Genomic DNA, 17,005 nt, shown 5'->3' with positions numbered 1-17,005 from the left:
TGGCATCCTCGCCGTCGCCTCATCTCAATGTCCATGCATCTGCGTCTGACTGGTCAGAAACAGCACCAGCCCCACGCCCAGCGTAATGAGCAGCACCTGCGGTATGGTCTCCCGCACCGTCGCCCGCCGCTGCATCTGCGGCATCAGGTCGCTGACGGCGATATAGATGAAGCCTGATGAAGCGAACACCAGCACATAAGGTATCGCCTCCATGCCACGCTCCAGGGTGAAATAACCCACCAACCCGCCGACGATGGCCATCAGGCTGCACAGCAGATTGTAGACATAGGCACGGGCACGGGAAAAGCCGGCGTTGAGCAGCACGATGAAGTCGCCGATTTCCTGCGGGATTTCATGGGCGATGATGGCGATCCCGGTGACCAGGCCCAGCTTGGGGTCGGCCAGGAAGGCGGCGGCGATCAGGATGCCGTCGGTGAAGTTGTGCAGGCCGTCGCCGACCAGGATCATCCAGCCGGCCTTGCCGGCCTCGTGCGCATCGTGACCATGGGCATGGCCGTGGCCGTCGCCCTCGTAATGATGCGAATGGCGCAGGATCGCCATCTTCTCCAGCAGGAAAAAGCCGAGCAGGCCGGCCAGCAGCGTGGCGAACAGGGTATGCGGATCGGCCTTGGACTCGAATGCCTCGGGCAACGCATGCAGCAGCGAGGTCGACAGCAGAATGCCGACCGACAGGCTGACCATGCGGTCGACCACCTTGGACAGCAGCGAAAACGAGAAGACGGCGGCCGCCGAAATGCTGATGACACCAGCAATGGTGGTGGCAAGCAGTATCGAGAGCAGCGTGGGATTGATTTTGAACCTCGGCGGGATGAGACGCGGAATTAAAGCACAGCGGCCGGGATTCGGCAAACCCGGCCGCTGCCTTCAGCGCGATCCGCTCAAGCCGCCCAAGCCACCTTACGCCACGCCATGCTGGCGCAGCCATGCCAGGCAGCGCTTCCAGCCATCCTTCGCATCCGCCTCGACATAGCTGGGCCGGTAATCCGCATGGAAGGCATGCCCGGAACCGGGATAGACCACGAACGTGGACTTGCTGCCCGCTTCGGCCAGGGCGGCCTTCATCTGTTCGACCGACGCCAGCGGGATGCCGGCATCCTTGCCGCCATACAGGCCCAGCACCGGCGCCTTCAGTTCGCCGGCGATGTCGACCGGGTGACGCGGCTGGTTGGCGTTCTTGTCGCCCACCAGCCGGCCGTACCAGGCCACGCCCGCCTTGACCGCCGGATTGTGCGCGCTGTAGAGCCAGGTGATGCGGCCGCCCCAGCAGAAGCCGGTGATGCCCAGCCTGCCCGTGTCGCCGCCGTTGGCGCCGGCCCAGGCCACCACCGCGTCCAGGTCCGTCATCACCTGCTGGTCGGGCACCTTGGCGACGACTTCCCGCATCAGGTCGGCAATCGCAGGATAGGCTGCAGGGTCGCCCTGGCGCACGTACAGGTCGGGCGCCAGCGCCAGGTAGCCTTCCCTGGCGAAGCGGCGGGCAACGTCGGCGATGTGTTCATGCACGCCGAAGATTTCGGAGATCACCAGCACCACCGGCAGATTGGACTTGCCCTCGGGCTGCGCCCGATACACCGGCACGTCCTGGCCGTTGACCTTGACCATGACCGTGCCTGCCTTCAGGCCGCTGGCGTCGGTCTTGATCTGGGTCTGCGCGCAGACCGGCAGCACCGCGGCGGCAAAGCCGGTGCCGAGCGCGGTTTTGATGAAGTCGCGGCGATCCATGCTGCCGGAAAGCGGCGTTGCGGGGATGAGGCTGTCCAGTTCCTGCTTGATGCGGTCCATCGATATGCTCCATGTGCAATGTGAAGTGATGCGATTGAAGATGGGATTGGGTGCCACTGAAAAAAGCCCTGCCCGCATCGGATGCGGGCAGGGCTGGCCATGATATGGGCAATCCCGAATCGCTGCAGCGGGCTTTCAGTGCGCCTGTTCCCAGTTCGGGCCCACGCCCACTTCGGCCACCAGCGGCACTTTCAGTACCGCCACGCCAGCCATCAGTTCCGGCAACCGCGTCTTCACCCGCTCCAGTTCATCCTCGCGCACTTCCAGCACCAGTTCGTCATGCACCTGCATGACCATCAGCGAGGACATCTTCTCGGCTTCCAGCCAGTCCTGCACCGCGATCATCGACAGCTTGATCAGGTCGGCCGCGGTGCCCTGCATCGGCGCATTGATCGCGGCGCGCTCGGCGCCCTGGCGGCGCGGGCCGTTGGGCGAATTGATTTCGGGCAGCCACAGGCGGCGGCCGAACACGGTTTCCACATAGCCGTCGCGCTTGGCGCGGGTGCGGGTCTCGTCCATGAAGCGCTTCACGCCCACGAAACGCTGGAAGTACTTCTCGATATACATCTGCGCCGCGGCCCGCTCCACGCCCAGGTTGCTGGCCAGGCCGAAGGCGCTCATGCCGTAGATCAGGCCGAAGTTGATCACCTTGGCGTAGCGGCGCTGCTCGCTGCTGACCTCGGCCGGCGGCAGCGCGAAGATCTCGGCGGCGGTGGCGCGGTGGATGTCCTCGCCTTCGGCGAAGGCGCGCAGCATCGCCTCGTCTTCCGACAGATGGGCCATGATGCGCAGTTCGATCTGGGAATAGTCGGCCGATACGATCACGCTGCCGGGCGGCGCGATGAAGGCTTCGCGAATGCGCCGGCCCTCGGCCGTGCGGATCGGAATGTTCTGCAGGTTCGGTTCATTGGACGACAGCCGGCCCGTCACCGCCACCGCCTGCGCATAGTTGGTATGCACCCGGCCGGTGTCGGGATTGAGCATCCTGGGCAGCTTGTCGGTATAGGTGGACTTCAGCTTGGACAGGCTGCGGTAGTCCAGCAGCACCTTGGGCAGCGGATAGTCCTCGGCCAGCTTCTGCAGCACCTCCTCGTCGGTCGATGGCGTGCCGGACGGCGTCTTCTTCACCACCGGCAGCTTCAGCTTGTCGAAGAAGATTTCGCCGATCTGCTTGGGCGAGTTCAGGTTGAAGGGCTGGCCGGCAAGTTCATAGGCCTGGCGCTCGATCTCGAGCATGCGCCGGCCCAGTTCGCCCGATTGCGTCGCCAGCAGCTCGCAGTCGATCAGCACGCCGTTGCGCTCGACCTTCTGCAGAACGAAGGAGGTGGGCAGCTCGATCTTTTCATAGATATAGGTCAGCTGCTCGCTCTCGGCCACATGCGGCCACATCGCCTGGTGCAGCTGCAGCGTCACGTCGGCGTCCTCGGCCGCGTATTCGGTGGCGCGGTCCAGCGCGACCTGGTCGAAGCAGATCTGCGAGGCGCCCTTGCCGCAGACATCGGTGAAGCTGATGGTCTTGCGCTCCAGGTGGCGCAGCGCCAGGCTGTCCATGTCGTGGTTGCGGTGGGACTCGAACACATAGGACTGCAGCAGGGTGTCATGCACCACGCCGCGCAGCGCGATGCCATGGTTGGCGAAGATATGGCTGTCGTACTTCATGTTCTGGCCCAGCTTGGGCTTGGCCGGGCTTTCCAGCCAGGCGCGCATGCGCGACAGCACATGCGCGCGGCCGAGCTGCTGCGGCGCATCCTGGTAGCGGTGCGCCAGCGGGATATAGGCCGCCAGGCCGGGTTCGCAGCACAGCGAGATGCCGACCATCTCGGCCCGCATCGGCTCCAGCGAGGTGGTCTCGGTGTCGAGCGAAGTCAGCGCGGCGGCGTCGATGATGGCCAGCCATTTGTCGAGCTGTTCGTCGGTCATCACGGTTTCATACACGGTCTGGACCGGCGGCGCCGGCGCCTTGGTGCCGGTGCCTGCGGCGGCGGCGGCGGCCGAAGCCGGCGCATCGAACAGGCCGCCCTGCCCTTCGCCAGCCTGGGCGCCCAGCTCGGCGCTGAGCTCGCGCAGCCAGGTCTTGAAACCGTAGCGCTTGAAGAAGTCCAGCAGCGCCACCTTGTCTTCCGGCTTTTGCGCCAGGTCGTCCGGGAAGGTCACCAGCTGCTCGACCAGGTCGCAGTCGGTCTTGACCGTCACCAGCACCCGCGCCTGCGGCAGCCAGTCGAGCGCGGCGCGCAGGTTCTCGCCCACGGCGCCGCTGACCTTGGCGGCGTTTTCGATCACGCCATCCAGCGAGCCGTACTGCGCGATCCACTTGGCCGCCGTCTTCGGGCCGACCTTGGACACGCCCGGCACGTTGTCGACCGTATCGCCCACCAGCGACAGGTAGTCGACGATGCGCTCGGGCGGCACGCCGAACTTGGCGACCACGGCGTCGCGGTCCAGGGTTTCGTTACTCATGGTGTTGATCAGCGTGACGTCCTCGTTGACCAGCTGCGCCAGGTCCTTGTCGCCGGTGGACACCACCACCTTCATGCCATGCTTCACCGCATCGACCGACAGCGTGCCGATCACATCGTCTGCCTCGATCCCTTCGATCATCAGGATGGGCCAGCCCATCGCGCGCACCGCTTCGTGGATCGGCTCGATCTGGCGCGCCAGGTCTTCCGGCATCGAGGCGCGGTTGGCCTTGTACTCGGCGTAGAGATCGTCGCGGAAGGTCTTGCCTTTTGCGTCGAAAATACAGGCAATGTATGCTGCCGGGTAATCATTGCGCAGGCGGCGCAGCATGTTGATGATGCCGTAGATGGCGCCGGTCGGCGCGCCCTGCGCGTTGCGCAGGTCGGGCAAAGCGTGGAACGCGCGGTACAGATAGCTCGAGCCATCAACCAACAAAAGGGTTTTGTTCATATGAGAGCAGACAGGAAAAATGTGCCGCAGTTGCGGCAGGTGACCAACAAGGCGCGCGCAACCTCGCAGAAGGCCAGCGAGTCGTGGCAAATGTTCACGATTATGGCAGAGTTTGTCGAGTCGGCAGAACGGCTGTCCGAACTGCGCCCGGCGGTGTCCATGTTCGGCTCGGCGCGGATTGCGCCGGACGATCCGATGTATGCGGTGGCGGTCGACATCGCCCGCCGTCTGTCCGACGAAGGCTTCGCGGTGATCTCCGGCGGCGGCCCCGGCATCATGGAAGCCGCCAACAAGGGCGCCTTCGAGGGGCTGTCGCCATCGGTCGGCCTGAACATCCAGCTGCCGCGCGAGCAGACGCCCAATACCTGGCAGAACATTTCCCTGTCCTTCCGCCACTTCTTTGCACGCAAGGTGGCCTTCGTCAAGCATGCCGACGCCTACGTCGTGCTGCCGGGCGGCTTCGGCACCCTCGACGAGCTGACCGAGGCGCTGGTGCTGATCCAGACCGGCAAGTCGCGCCGCATTCCCATCATCCTGGTCGGCACCAGCTTCTGGCGCGGCCTTCTGGACTGGTTCCGGGAACGCCTGGTCGCCGACGGCATGATCGCCGCGGAAGACATGAACCTGGTGCAGCTGATCGATGAACCGGCCAATGTGGTGGAGGCAATCTTCGCGTTTTACGAGGCGCAGGAAATGCCATCGGAAGAAGAGGCGGCATCCAGCGGCGCGCTGCTGTAGGGTCAAAAGCGGCGCCGGGGAGGACGACGGGTTTGCTACAATGCGGCCTACCGCGCGATGCCACATGCCCAGGCCCTTCCCAGGCCGCCGCCCGCTGGCAGCGCAACCAACCTGACCAGCCATTTCCATGCGCACCCCTATCCTGCTGACTGCCCTTCCCCTGGTTCTTGCCGCCGTGATCCCGGCCCATGCCCAACAGCCGCGCGAGCGCGCCGACGTGCCGCCGCCGCCGCGCCTGGAGCGGCTGGAGGAAGGCGATGCGCCGGCCGTCACCATTCCCGGCGGCGGTCCGGCCGAGAAGTCGATCACGGAGAAGCGCGAGCAGGGTCGTGTGACCGAAGTCGAGGTGCGAACCGGCCGCAGCACCTATGTGGTCAAGCCGATCAATCCGGCCGGCAGCGCGCTGCCGGGCGACGCCCAGACCAGCACCAACCGGGCGCCGCAATTCAAGGTCAAGGAATTCGATCTGCAGCGTCCCGAGGACCTGAAGCCGCAGGCACAGCCGGCCGCCGCGCCCGCCGCGCCGCCGGCAAAGTAATACGCCGCCCGGCACAAGAACATCCGCCCGCGCCGCCGCGGGCTTTTCACGCAACTCCTACCCTACTTACCCATGGCTGTTTTCACCCCGGTTACCCTAGACGACATCGCCCCCTGGGCGGCCCAGTACGACATCGGCCAGGTGCGTGCGTTGAAAGGCATTTCCTCCGGCATCGAGAACAGCAATTTCTTCCTTAGCGCCGAGCGCGGCGAGTATGTGCTGACGATCTTCGAAAAGCTGACCTTCGAGCAGCTGCCCTTCTATCTGAAGCTGATGCGCCATATCGCCGAGCGGGGCGTGCTGGCGCCGCTGCCGCTGGCCAACCGCGACGGCGAGCTGATGGGCACGCTGCACGGCAAGCCGGCCTCCATCGTCACCCGGCTGGAAGGCGCCTGCCAGATGGCGCCGCATCCGGTGCATTGCGCCGAAGTGGGCGCGATGCTGGCGAAGATGCACCTGGCCGCCGCCGACTTCGGCATCCGCCAGCCCAACCTGCGCGGCCTGGACTGGTGGAACGAGACCACGCCCGTCGTGCTGCCCTACCTGCCCGATGCCGGCCAGCACCTTTTGCGCGCCGAGATGCATTTCCAGGAAACCTTCGCCAGCACGGAAGCCGCTCACCGCCTGCCGCGCGGCCCCATCCATGCCGACCTTTTCCGCAACAACGTGATGTTCGACGGCGAGCGCCTGACCGGCTTCTTCGACTTCTACTTCGCCGGCGTCGACACCTGGCTGTTCGATGTCGCCGTCACCGTCAATGACTGGTGCATCGACGAGGTCAGCGGCGCGCTCGACCCGGCCCGGGTGCGCGCGCTGCTGGCGGCCTACCATGCGGTGCGCCCTTTCACAGACGACGAGAAGGATGCCTGGCGGCCGATGCTGCGCGCCGGCGCGCTGCGCTTCTGGCTGTCTCGCCTGTACGACTTCCACCTGCCGCGCGAAGCGGAGATGCTGACGCCGCATGACCCCGGCCATTTCGAGCGCATCCTGCGCGAACGCATCAGCCAGCCGGTGCCGCCGCTCTTCTGATGGAAAAATTGCCGGCAGCCACGGGGTGGCAATGGATCAAGCAGGGCTTCGCGCTGTTTCGCAAACAGCCGGCGGAGATGTCCACGCTGTTCCTGAGCTATATGTTCCTGATGATGATCCTGCCCATCATCCCGGTGGTGGGGCAGGTATTGCCGCTGCTGCTGATACCGGTGTTTTCCATGGCCTTCATGCAGGCCTGCGTGAAGATCGAGAAAGGCCAGCGGGTCTATCCCAATCTGCTCCTGACCGGCTTCCGGTCCGCGGGATTGTCGCGCCTGCTCTGGCTCGGCCTGCTGTACGTCTGCGCCGCCGCGCTGGCCATAGGCGCCTCCACCCTGGTCGATGGCGGCGTGTTCTGGAAGGTGATGGCGGGCAGCGCCAGGGTGGACGTCGAAACGATGCGGCATTCCAACATCCGCCTGGCGATGCTGGTGTCGGGCCTTCTCTATGTCCCGGCCGCGATGGCGTTCTGGTATGCCGCGCCGCTGATTGCCTGGCAGGACATGGGCATCGTCAAGGCGCTCTTCTACAGCTTCCACGCGGTGCGCCGCGCAGGCCGCGCCTTCCTGCTGTACGGCCTGGGCTGGGGCCTGCTGGGCGTGCTGTTCCCGCTGTTGCTCAGCACCGTGCTGGGCTGGATCACCGGCTCGCCGACGCTGATGGTCGTGGTGCTGCTGCCGCTGTCCATGGTGCTGACGGTGGTGATGTACTGTTCCTTCTACCCCAGCTACACCACGGTATTCGGCCGACCGGCCGACGCGGCTTAGTTAATGGATACGCAATGTGCGACATCGCACCGATGGGATGACAGCCAGCGGTTACCCTGAGCTTTGATTTTTCCCCGCACGGGAAAGCCATTCATCAAAGAAAAGGAGCACGACGTGGGACTTTTATCGTTCGTCAAGGAAGCAGGCCAGAAACTGTTCAATCTCGGCGGCAATGACGCCAAGGCAGCCACCCCGGCAGCCGCGCCTTCGCCGGCCGCGCCCCCGACCCAGGCTGAAGTCGCCGCCCTGAACGATACGGCGGCCAATGCCATCCTCACCTACATCAAGACGCAGAACCTGCCGGTGGAAAACCTGCAGGTGAAGTTCGACGGCGCCAGCGCCACGGCCACCGTAAGCGGCCAGGCCAAGGACCAGGCAACAAAGGAAAAAGTGGTGCTCTGCTGCGGCAACATCCATTCCGTCGAGCATGTGGATGACCAGATGACGGTGGCGACGCCGGCGCCGGAAGCCAAGTACTACACCGTGGTCAGCGGCGACACGCTGTCGAAGATTTCCAAGCAGATGTATGGCGACGCCAACAAGTACAACGCGATCTTCGAGGCCAACAAGCCGATGCTGACCAGCCCGGACAAGATCTATCCGGGCCAGATGCTGCGCATTCCGCCGCAGGCCTGAGAGCCGGAATGAAAAGCGGGGCGCGATGCGAATAAACGCATTGCGTCCCGTTTCGTTTCAGCTGTTCCGTTATCGCCGGCTCAGCCGCGCCTGACCTTTTCCAGCAGCTTGGTGGTGGAACGGTCATGGCGGAATTCGATCGCCACCGCCTGGCCGCCGTAGGCTAGCACGGCCTGGCCTTCCGGAATGGCGGCCATGTCGTAGTCGCCGCCCTTCACATAGATGTCGGGACGCGCCAGCAGCACCGTCTCCAGCGCCGTGTCGTCGTCGAAGGGCACGGCCAGGCTTACCGACTCCAGCGCCGCCAGCAAGGCCATGCGGTCTTCACACTGGTTGAGCGGCCGGTCGTCGCCCTTGCCCAGGCGCTTGACCGACGCATCGGTATTGACCGCCACCACCAGCGAGGCGCCCAGGCTCCTGGCCTGGGACAAGTAGGTCACATGGCCGCGATGCAGGATATCGAACACGCCATTGGTCAGCACCACCGGCTTGGGCAGCTGCGCCACCCGCGCCGCCAGTTCCGCCCGGGAGCAGAGCTTGCGCTCGAAATCGGGCGTGGCGGCAGGCAGCGGCGGCACCGTCATCAGGCGTCCTGCGGCGCTGCCTCGGCAGCCAGGCGGCCGGCAACTTCCTTGCGATAGCGATTGAGTTCCTGCACGGTGGCGAACGGCCGGTCGAACAGCAGCGCCATATTGTGCAGGATGCGGTCGACCACCTTCTTTTCCCATTCGGCATCGAAGCGGATCTGGTTGTCCAGCCAGGCTTCCAGCCATTCCGGGTCCGGCAGGCGGCTTTGCACCGTGTCGTTGGGGAACAGCGCCTGGTTCACATGCAGGTTGGTCGGGTGCAGCGGCTTCTCGGTGCGGCGGGCCGACGCCATCAGCACGCCGATCTTGGCGAAGGCGGCACGCGCGACATCGCCGTGTTCAACCAGCGCCTTCTTCATGTAGCGCAGGTAGGCGCCGCCATGGCGCGCCTCGTCCTGGCTGATGACCTTGTAGATGTTCTTGATCACCGGCTCGCTATGCCATTCGGAGGCGCAGCGGTACCAGTGATTGAGGCGGATTTCGCCGCAGAAGTGCATCATCAGGGTTTCCAGCGGCGGCGCCGGGTCGAACTCGAAACGCACGTTGTGCAGCTCTTCCTCGGTCGGCACCAGTTCCGGGCGGAAGCGGCGCAAATATTCCATCAGCACCAGCGAATGCTTCTGCTCTTCGAAAAACCAGACCGACATGAAGGCGCAGAAGTCGCTGTCGCCGCGGTTGTCACGCAAAAACATTTCAGTTGCCGGCAGCGCGGACCATTCGGTGATCGCATTCATCTTGATGGTCTGCGCCTGCTCGTCAGTCAGCTTGCTGCCATCGAATTGATCCCACGGAATGTCGCGATCCATGCTCCAGCGCACCTGCTCGAGCGATTTAAACAGTTCTGGGTACAACATGAGAAGCTTTCGTTGGATGAAATAAGCCTTTGATTTTACCAAGAAATGCTCATTTGACGCATCCTGCTGGCACGATTCGTAGCTTTTCCTCAACCAGCTTCGATAGTGTGTCAAGGATTGTTTCTTACAATGAAGCAGGATTAAGATGCCCGTGAACAAGGCCCGGATACTTTATAGGGTGCAATACCCAAAGGGCATTGCACCGTGGGCGGTTGAACAATGGGCAAAGATCGTGCGTAGCCGCGACCGAGAGTCCGGTGAAACGCCCCTTCGGGGTATTCCACCCACGCCATCGCGACCCCTGCAGCCGCTACAGCGGCGCCAGCTCCAGCCGGGTTGCCGTGCCGTCCGAGGCGGATTCGTCCGCGTTGCCCAGCGCCACCCGCTGCGCCGGCAACGCCGCCTGTTCCAGCTGCTGCCGCACCGCGGCGCCGCGCGCCTGGCTCAGGCGCGCCAGCGCATCCTCCGGCAGTGGCTGCGCGGCAATCACCTTGTCCAGCAGTTGCCCATACCAGGCGTCGGCCGCCTGGTCGGCCGGCGGTTTGGGCAAGGGGCCGGGATAGCGTTCTGCATACATGGCGGCAATGGCTTTCTGCGCGGCGACGCTGGCGGTGTCGATCGGGCCCGGATCTTCGCCTGGCGCCAGGCGCACGCCCATGCGCGCCAGCAGCACGCGCCGCGCCTCCACCGAACGCAGCGCCTGCGCGTCCTGCCCGGCATCCACGGCCGGGTGCACCACGAGCCGTACATTGGGCCGTTTGGCCAGGCCTTGGCCCAGCTTGGCCAGCTTCTCCTGCTCGGGCGGCGCCAGTTCCGCGCTGCCGGCGTCGAAGGCAATCGTATCGAGCTTCTCGCCGCTGCCGCCAAACAGCGAAGCAAGCGCGCGAAACGGCGCGGTGACCACGCTGCGCAGCACATTGCCGATCGCGCGGCGCGCCACCGCGCCGAAGCTGAACTGCGGATTCTGCAGGTCGCCCGTGACCGGCACGCCGATATTGATGATGCCGTTCTCGTCTTCCAGCAGCGACAGCGCCAGCTTCAGCGGCAGGTCCATCGCGGTCGGGCTGTCCACCTTTTCCCCCAGCTGCACCTTGTTGAGCACGAAGCGGTTGTCTCCCACCAGCCGGCTTTCCTTGACCTGGTAGCGCAGGTCCATCGACAGCGTGCCGGCGCTGACCCGGTAGCCGGCAAAGCGCACCACATAGGGCGTGAGCGCGGACAGGTCGACATTGCGGAAGTTCATGCGCACGTCGGTGGCGTAGGCCGGCTTGAACGGATTCATGCTGCCCTCGATGCGGGCGTCGCCATAGTCGGCGATGGCGGCATTGAACTGCAGCCGGGCGCGGCTGCCCGGCGCGCTCGACAGGCCGGTCATCACGCCCTGCAGATGGTGCATGCGTGTGCTGAACTGCGGCTGCTGGCTGAAGTCGGCAAAGGTCAGCACGCCGCGCTCCACCCGCAGCCGGGCTATCGACACCGGGAAGGCGTCGCCCTCCTGGCCTGGCGCGGCAGGCGCATTCCCGCCTTTCGCCGCCGCAGCCTGGCCGCCGGCTTCCGGCTTGCGCTTGAATACGCGCGCCAGGTTCACGCTCTGGTCTTCGGCAATGATCAGCTCGGCGACCGGGCCGGCGATGCGCAGCTGGCCGATGTCGAGCCGGTTCGGCGAGAGCGTCAGCCGCATGTCGCTGGCGGCCACCGCATCCCAGGACATGAAGTGCCGGCGCGGCGCGGTTTCCTCGATTGCCACCTTGTCCAGCGATGCGGTGCCGGTGTAAGCCAGCTTCGGACCCTGCGCATCGCCAAAGCGCAGCCGGCCGGCGCCGGACAGGGTGCCGCCGGTCAGCGTCAGCCTCGCCGCTTCGGTCAGGTAGGGCTGCAGCATCGCCAGCGGCAGGCCGGCGGCGCGGATGCCGAGGTCGCCGGCGCCACTGGACAGGGAGATGCTTCCTTCGGCCTGCAGCGTGCCGCCGCCGCTGCGGCCGGATAGCTGCAGCCGCGCCGGGCCCGGGGCGCCGGTATCGAACTCGCTCATGGTGGCGGCGATGTCGTCCACCTTGAACGCCAGCGGCGGTTCCTGGCGCGCATCGGCATAGGCCAGGCTGAAATCGCGCAGGGCCAGCTTGCTGGCGGTGACGCGCCAGGGCGTTGCGGCGGGCGCGTTGCCGGGCCGGGCCGGCCTGGCGCGCTCGACAGGCTTAACGGGTTTGGTGGACTTGGCGGACCTGGCCGCGGACTTCTGATCCGGCTGACGGGCTGGGTCAGTTGCAGGTGCGGACGTTGCCGGTCCGGTCCAGTTCAGGCTGCCATCCTTGTCGAAGCGCACCTGGGCGGCGCCGCCGGCCAGCGCCAGGCTGCCGAGATCGAGCCGGCGCTCGCCCAGCCGCACCTTCGCGCCCTTGAGCTGCACATCGTCCGCATGCGCCAGTTCGCCGGCTTGCCGCGCCTCGTTGACCACCAGCTTCTTCAGGCTTGCCGACAGGCCGTCGGCGCTGACATCCGGTCCGGACGCGGGCAGGGACAGGGTCAGCGTGTCGGCCGCGCTGCTGCCCTGGGCCAGGCTGTAGAGCGCGCCCTGGCGTCCGGCCGCGCCGACGGCAACGCCGGCCGCTTCCAGCCGGGTCGCCAGCATCTGCGCCGACAAGACCGCCTTGTCGCCTTGCTTGCGGCCGGACCGGATCTGGCGCGACGTCAGGCTGACGGCGCCGGTGCGCACCGCCTGGCCGGCGGCCCGCTGCGCCAGGCTGGCCAGCGACAGCGCGGCGCCCTCGGCCTGCGCCTCCAGCGCGCCTGCCGACATGCGCAGCGCAAGCCGGTCGAGTTTCAGCGATGGCGCGGCCGCGTCGATGTCGCCGCCGGCCTGTTTCCATTGCAGGCGCGGCAATGCAAGCGCGGTATCGTCCAGCGTCAGCGCGGTGGCGTCGCCGACACTGGCCAGCAGCTGCCGCATGCCCAGGCTGGCCTCGGGCAACTGCAGCCGGTCGGCGCCGCTGGACAGGCTGGCGGCGCCCAGCGTCAGCGCGGGCCCGGTCAGGATCAGCTGCATGCCGTTCGTCCCCGGCGACCACTGCGCCCGCGGCAGGGCCAGCCGGCCCGATTCCAGCGCGATGGCCCGGCCTTGCGCGGTGGCGGCAAAGCCGGCCAGGGTCAGTTCAAGCTGTTCCAGCGCCGCATGCAGCGCGCCATCCTTGATGGCCGCGCTGTACTTGCCCGACAGGCCCAGCGTGCCTGCCACATCGCTCAGGCGCAGCCGGGTGTGCAGCCCGCGCGCCAGGGTGCCCGCCTGCAGGCCGGCCAGGTCGAGGTTGCCATTCAGCGAGAACGGCTGCAGCCCGAGCGTGCCGCCGGCGCGCAGCACCTCGCCGGCCTCGCTGCGCGCCGACAGCTGCCAGTTGCCGCTGTCCGGCGCCAGCGTGCCGATATCCGTCGCCTCCAGCGTGATCGGATTGATGCGGGCGATGAGCTGCTGCTCCAGGCGCTGGTCAGCCACGTCGACCCGGCCGTTCTTCACGCCCAGATGCCGCACCAGCAGCCGTGCCGGCGCCTGTTCCGGTTTGGCGTCGGGCCGCTTCAGCGCAGCCAGCAGCGGCTGCAGGTTGAGTCCGCCGTCCTTGTCGAATTCGATGCGCAGGCTGGGTTGTTCGAGCTGGATGTCGGTAAAGGTCCAGGCGCGGCGGAACAGGCTGGAGAATTCGAAGTCGGCACGCAGCTTGTCGGCGGCCAGCAATGTGCCTTCGCGCACTGTGCGCAGGCTGACGTCGCCCATTTCGAGCGTCAGCGTCAGCGGATTGAAATAGACATGTCCCAGGCTCAGCGTGGCGCCCAGCCGGCTTTGAGCCTGCTCGGGCAGCTGCCACTTGAGCAGCGCCGGGACGATGAACAGGCCGCCCGCCAGATAGGTCAGCGCAAGCGCCCCGACTGCCAGTACCGGTTTGCTGCCGGCAATGCTGGCCAGGCGTCCATGCTTGTTTTGCTGGGATTTCATTTTTTATTGTGTGACGAACATGCATCCGGCATCCGCACTCGACGGTGCGCAGAACCGGGATTGTAGACCGAATGGGTGGGGGTATGGGGTTGAAAAAAGGTCGCCGCATTGCACGGGAAGCCTTTGGGGCCGGAGCCATGCCGCGCAAGCTGATCAGGTCGGGCATGGTTGTCATGGCGCATGGCTTGCTGCCCGGACCGTATGTGGCATAGGCGCCCGGCATGTCGATGGCTTGTGGGCGTTTCAAGGCATGTCTGCCTGTTCCTGCGCATCGACGTAACCGGGTTACCAAGCGAGGCTTATCCTTGCATGCGGCGCGCGTCGTCGCCTTGCCAGCGCGCTTTGCATAATCGCTTCTTCAACAGGAATATCACCATGCTGGCATGCGCCATTCAATCGTCTTGCCTATCCCCGGCCGCGCCAGAAACCTTGCCTGGGCACATGCCATGGCTGATGACTGGCCGCGTCGCATGCGGCGGCTCCCATGGCCTGACAACAACAGCCCGCACCGGACGGGCCGCTTGCCTGATGAATACCGATGGCGGCTTGTCGTGGTCTGTTGAATCGCTTGGCTGCCGCCCCGGCAAGGCAGGCAGGGCGTGATGGCCCTGGCCTCGCGCCACATGGCGGCCGCCTGCGCCGGCATCATGGCCAATGTACTGCTCGGCCTGTCAGCACTGTTCTGGAAGACCCTTGGCGCGCTGCCTCCCCTGACGCTGCTGACTGCGCGCATCATTGCTTCGCTGGCCGCCCTGCTGCTGATCATGGGCACGCTGGGCCGGCTGCGCGCACTGGCGCAGCGCGTGAGCCAGCGCGATTTGGCGATCCACGTAACGGCGGCGATTCTGTTGGCCTGCAACTGGCTCACCTTCATATGGGAATCCATCCAGGGACACGTGGTCGAAAGCGGCCTGGGTTATCTGCTCGCGCCTTTCGTGGCCATCGCCGCCGGGTGCCTGGTGTTCGGAGAAACCATGAGCCGCACCCGGCTGGTCGCCGTGCTGGTTTATCACCAGACCTTGTCGGCCACCAGCGCGCTGTGCTTCGGCCTGATCTGCCTGGCGCTGCTGCTGATGCTGTGCGAGCCCGTGCTGGCCCGCATTGTCGGGGCTGCGCGGGGAAACAGGCAGGACGCGGGTTGATGTGTCCCTGGTCAGGCAGGCCGTCATGAGCGCGAAGGAAAGGCTTGCAGCCTGGCGAGTTTGCTGGTTTCGATCGGCATCGGAGCCGGCACTGCGCACTGGCGACACCAGCGGCCGCAGTGCCGCAACCCAAATGAAAAACCCCTGACCGGCTGTGAAGCAAGGTCAGGGGTTTTGCTGGACGTTCCGGGCTGGATCGGTTTCTTCAGAACGGAATATCGTCATCCATATCCGAGAAGTTCGGCGCCGGACGCGGCGCCGGGCGGCTGCCGCCGCCACCACCGCCACTACCGCCGGTGTTCTGGCGGGCCGGCGGCGCGCTGCCGTAGCCGCCGTCATCCATGCCGCCGCCCATGCCGCCGCCGGCGCCCGCGCCGCCGCCCATGCCCTGGCGGCTGCCCAGCATCTGCATGGTGTCGGCGCGGATGTCGGTCGCGTATTTTTCGACGCCATCCTTGTCGGTGTACTTGCGGGTGCGCAGCGAGCCTTCGATATAGACCTGGCTGCCCTTCTTCAGGTACTGGCCGGCGATCTCCGCCAGCTTGCCGAAGAAGCTGATGCGATGCCATTCGGTCTGTTCCTTTTTTTCACCGGTGGCCTTGTCCTTCCAGGTGTCGGTGGTTGCGACGGTGATCGACGTCATTGCGTCGCCGCTGGGCATGTAGCGGGTCTCCGGGTCGCGCCCGAGGTTGCCAACGATGATGACCTTGTTGACCGAAGCCATGGATAACTCTCCTTAACTGTTTAGACGGCGGCTGGCTGCTGTTTCGGGCCGCGCCGCGGCAGGTTTTGCATATTGGACGCAATTATAAGCCACACCACGGTCAGCCCCGCGCCCAGAATGAAGACCGCCGAGCGGCTCGCATGCTGGGTCAGCCAGCCGCCGGCGGCGCCGCCGCAGAACAGGCCCAGGGCCTGCAAGGTGTTGTAGACGCCCAGCGCGGCGCCGCGTCCGCCGGGCGGCGCAAGGCGCGATACCAGCGACGGCTGGCTCGCTTCCAGGATGTTGAAGGCGATGAAAAAGGCCAGCAGCAGGCCGACCAAAGCCGGCGCGCCCGGCGTGGCCTGCGACAGCGTGAACCACATGCCGCCCTGCACCAGCAGCAGCAGCGCGATGGCGCCGATGAACACCTGCTTCATGCAGCCGCGCTTCTCGCCGACGAACACCGGCGGCAGCATCAGCACGAAGGACGCCAGCACCACCGGCAGATAAATTTTCCAATGCGCCGACACCGGCAGGTTCATGCTCTGCACCAGCGCCGCCGGCACCACCACGAACATCGCCATCTGCGTCAGGTGCAGCGCGAACACGCCGTAATTGAGCCGCATCAGCTCGCGGTTCTTCAGTACTTCGGCAAAGCGCACCCGACCCGGCGGCAGCGGCGCGGCAGGCGGCACCACGTACAGCACCACCAGGATGGCCGCCACCGACATGACGCCGATCAGCGCGAACATGCCGCTCATGCCGATGGCGCTGTAGAGCAGCGGCGCGGCCACCAGCGACAGCGCGAACGACAGCCCGATCGAGCCGCCCACCATGGCCATGGCCTTGGTCCGGTGCTCCTCGCGGGTGCTGTCGGCGATCAGCGCGGTGATGGCCGCCGAGATCGCGCCGGCGCCCTGGACCGCGCGGCCGACGATGACCCAGCCGATATGGCTGGCCATGGCGGCGATGAAGGAGCCGATCGCGAACAGCAGCAGGCCGATGATGATGATGCGCTTCCTGCCATAGCGGTCGGAGGCGATGCCCAACGGGATCTGCCCGAACGACTGGGTCAGGCCATACACGCCCAGCGCCAGGCCGATCAGGGTCGCATTGTCGCCGCCGGGCATGCTGCGGGCATGCACGGAAAACACCGGCAGGATCAGGAACAGGCCCAGCATGCGCAGCGCGAAGATGGCGGCCAGCGAGGCGCTGGCGCGGACTTCGGTGCGGCTCATGCGGTTGTCCTGCAAGGAGGATTGACTGGATGACATGGATAGGGTTTAGCGGCAAATACCGGGTAATACGGCGAACTTCAA

General features: G+C 65.9%; 14 protein-coding genes. 6 read left to right on the top strand and 8 right to left on the bottom strand.

Going from position 1 to position 17,005, the window contains the following annotated elements:
* Window positions 1–24: 24 nt before the first annotated feature.
* From IGW04_RS13895 to polA, 3 genes are all read right to left on the bottom strand, one after another.
* Window positions 25–789, bottom strand: a complete 765-nt coding sequence (locus IGW04_RS13895; protein ID WP_194713698.1) for a ZIP family metal transporter — start codon at window positions 787–789, stop codon at window positions 25–27.
* 129 nt (window positions 790–918) lie between these two features.
* Window positions 919–1,803, bottom strand: coding sequence for a dienelactone hydrolase family protein (locus IGW04_RS13890; RefSeq protein WP_194713678.1), 885 nt, complete (start codon window positions 1,801–1,803; stop codon window positions 919–921).
* Window positions 1,804–1,938: 135 nt separating this feature from the next.
* On the bottom strand, window positions 1,939–4,710 hold the full coding sequence (polA, locus tag IGW04_RS13885) for a DNA polymerase I (protein ID WP_194713677.1): 2,772 nt from the start codon (window positions 4,708–4,710) through the stop codon (window positions 1,939–1,941).
* Between polA and IGW04_RS13880 the strand changes: the two genes are divergently transcribed.
* The 5 genes from IGW04_RS13880 (at window position 4,711) to lysM (ending at window position 8,418) form a co-directional block, all read left to right on the top strand.
* Window positions 4,711–5,448, top strand: a complete 738-nt coding sequence (locus tag IGW04_RS13880) for an LOG family protein (RefSeq protein WP_194713676.1) — start codon at window positions 4,711–4,713, stop codon at window positions 5,446–5,448.
* A gap of 127 nt (window positions 5,449–5,575) precedes the next feature.
* Window positions 5,576–5,986, top strand: coding sequence for a hypothetical protein (locus IGW04_RS13875; protein ID WP_194713675.1), 411 nt, complete (start codon window positions 5,576–5,578; stop codon window positions 5,984–5,986).
* A 72-nt stretch (window positions 5,987–6,058) separates the two neighbouring features.
* A complete protein-coding gene (locus IGW04_RS13870) occupies window positions 6,059–7,015 on the top strand; it encodes a homoserine kinase (RefSeq protein WP_194713674.1) in 957 nt (318 codons plus the stop codon).
* Complete coding sequence (locus tag IGW04_RS13865; protein WP_194713673.1) at window positions 7,015–7,782, top strand: BPSS1780 family membrane protein; 768 nt, start codon at window positions 7,015–7,017, stop codon at window positions 7,780–7,782. Before IGW04_RS13870 ends, IGW04_RS13865 begins: the two co-directional genes overlap by 1 nt.
* Window positions 7,783–7,896: 114 nt before the next feature.
* A complete protein-coding gene (gene lysM / locus IGW04_RS13860) occupies window positions 7,897–8,418 on the top strand; it encodes a peptidoglycan-binding protein LysM (RefSeq protein ID WP_194713672.1) in 522 nt (173 codons plus the stop codon).
* 80 nt (window positions 8,419–8,498) lie between these two features.
* Here lysM and rfaE2 read toward each other — a convergent pair whose 3' ends face one another.
* The 3 genes from rfaE2 to IGW04_RS13845 all read right to left on the bottom strand — a co-directional run bounded on the left by rfaE2 (window position 8,499) and on the right by IGW04_RS13845 (window position 13,841).
* Window positions 8,499–9,002: a D-glycero-beta-D-manno-heptose 1-phosphate adenylyltransferase gene (gene rfaE2, locus IGW04_RS13855; protein ID WP_194713671.1), complete on the bottom strand. Its 504-nt coding sequence runs from the start codon at window positions 9,000–9,002 to the stop codon at window positions 8,499–8,501.
* Window positions 9,002–9,859, bottom strand: a complete 858-nt coding sequence (locus IGW04_RS13850; protein ID WP_194713670.1) for a ferritin-like domain-containing protein — start codon at window positions 9,857–9,859, stop codon at window positions 9,002–9,004. Before IGW04_RS13850 ends, rfaE2 begins: the two co-directional genes overlap by 1 nt.
* A gap of 310 nt (window positions 9,860–10,169) precedes the next feature.
* On the bottom strand, window positions 10,170–13,841 hold the full coding sequence (locus tag IGW04_RS13845) for a DUF748 domain-containing protein (RefSeq protein WP_194713669.1): 3,672 nt from the start codon (window positions 13,839–13,841) through the stop codon (window positions 10,170–10,172).
* Between the two features lie 599 nt (window positions 13,842–14,440).
* Between IGW04_RS13845 and IGW04_RS13840 the strand changes: the two genes are divergently transcribed.
* The gene (locus tag IGW04_RS13840; protein ID WP_194713668.1) at window positions 14,441–14,983 is read left to right on the top strand and encodes an EamA family transporter; all 543 of its coding nucleotides are present in this window, start codon (window positions 14,441–14,443) and stop codon (window positions 14,981–14,983) included.
* Between the two features lie 205 nt (window positions 14,984–15,188).
* Here the strand turns inward: IGW04_RS13840 and ssb are convergent, their stop codons facing one another.
* Both ssb and IGW04_RS13830 read right to left on the bottom strand, forming a co-directional pair.
* Entirely contained in the window at window positions 15,189–15,707 is a 519-nt protein-coding gene (ssb, locus tag IGW04_RS13835) for a single-stranded DNA-binding protein (RefSeq protein ID WP_194713667.1), read from the bottom strand.
* 20 nt (window positions 15,708–15,727) lie between these two features.
* Window positions 15,728–16,924, bottom strand: coding sequence for an MFS transporter (locus tag IGW04_RS13830; RefSeq protein WP_194713666.1), 1,197 nt, complete (start codon window positions 16,922–16,924; stop codon window positions 15,728–15,730).
* Window positions 16,925–17,005 lie beyond the last annotated feature (81 nt).

Origin of the sequence: Noviherbaspirillum soli (genome assembly GCF_015352955.1) — a bacterium.
Taxonomy (GTDB): Bacteria; Pseudomonadota; Gammaproteobacteria; order Burkholderiales; family Burkholderiaceae_D; genus Noviherbaspirillum_A; species Noviherbaspirillum_A soli.
The sequence above is the reverse complement of the archived record's forward strand: the minus strand, read 5'-3'. Positions and strand labels throughout refer to the sequence as shown.

Coding starts and splice junctions, on each gene's coding strand:
- IGW04_RS13890 (WP_194713678.1), bottom strand. CDS start 1,803: ATGGACCGCATCAAGCAGGAACTGGACAGCCTCATCCCCGCAACGCCG.
- polA (WP_194713677.1), bottom strand. CDS start 4,710: ATGAACAAAACCCTTTTGTTGGTTGATGGCTCGAGCTATCTGTACCGC.
- IGW04_RS13880 (WP_194713676.1), top strand. CDS start 4,711: ATGAGAGCAGACAGGAAAAATGTGCCGCAGTTGCGGCAGGTGACCAAC.
- IGW04_RS13875 (WP_194713675.1), top strand. CDS start 5,576: ATGCGCACCCCTATCCTGCTGACTGCCCTTCCCCTGGTTCTTGCCGCC.
- IGW04_RS13870 (WP_194713674.1), top strand. CDS start 6,059: ATGGCTGTTTTCACCCCGGTTACCCTAGACGACATCGCCCCCTGGGCG.
- IGW04_RS13865 (WP_194713673.1), top strand. CDS start 7,015: ATGGAAAAATTGCCGGCAGCCACGGGGTGGCAATGGATCAAGCAGGGC.
- rfaE2 (WP_194713671.1), bottom strand. CDS start 9,002: ATGACGGTGCCGCCGCTGCCTGCCGCCACGCCCGATTTCGAGCGCAAG.
- IGW04_RS13850 (WP_194713670.1), bottom strand. CDS start 9,859: ATGTTGTACCCAGAACTGTTTAAATCGCTCGAGCAGGTGCGCTGGAGC.
- IGW04_RS13845 (WP_194713669.1), bottom strand. CDS start 13,841: ATGAAATCCCAGCAAAACAAGCATGGACGCCTGGCCAGCATTGCCGGC.
- ssb (WP_194713667.1), bottom strand. CDS start 15,707: ATGGCTTCGGTCAACAAGGTCATCATCGTTGGCAACCTCGGGCGCGAC.
- IGW04_RS13830 (WP_194713666.1), bottom strand. CDS start 16,924: ATGAGCCGCACCGAAGTCCGCGCCAGCGCCTCGCTGGCCGCCATCTTC.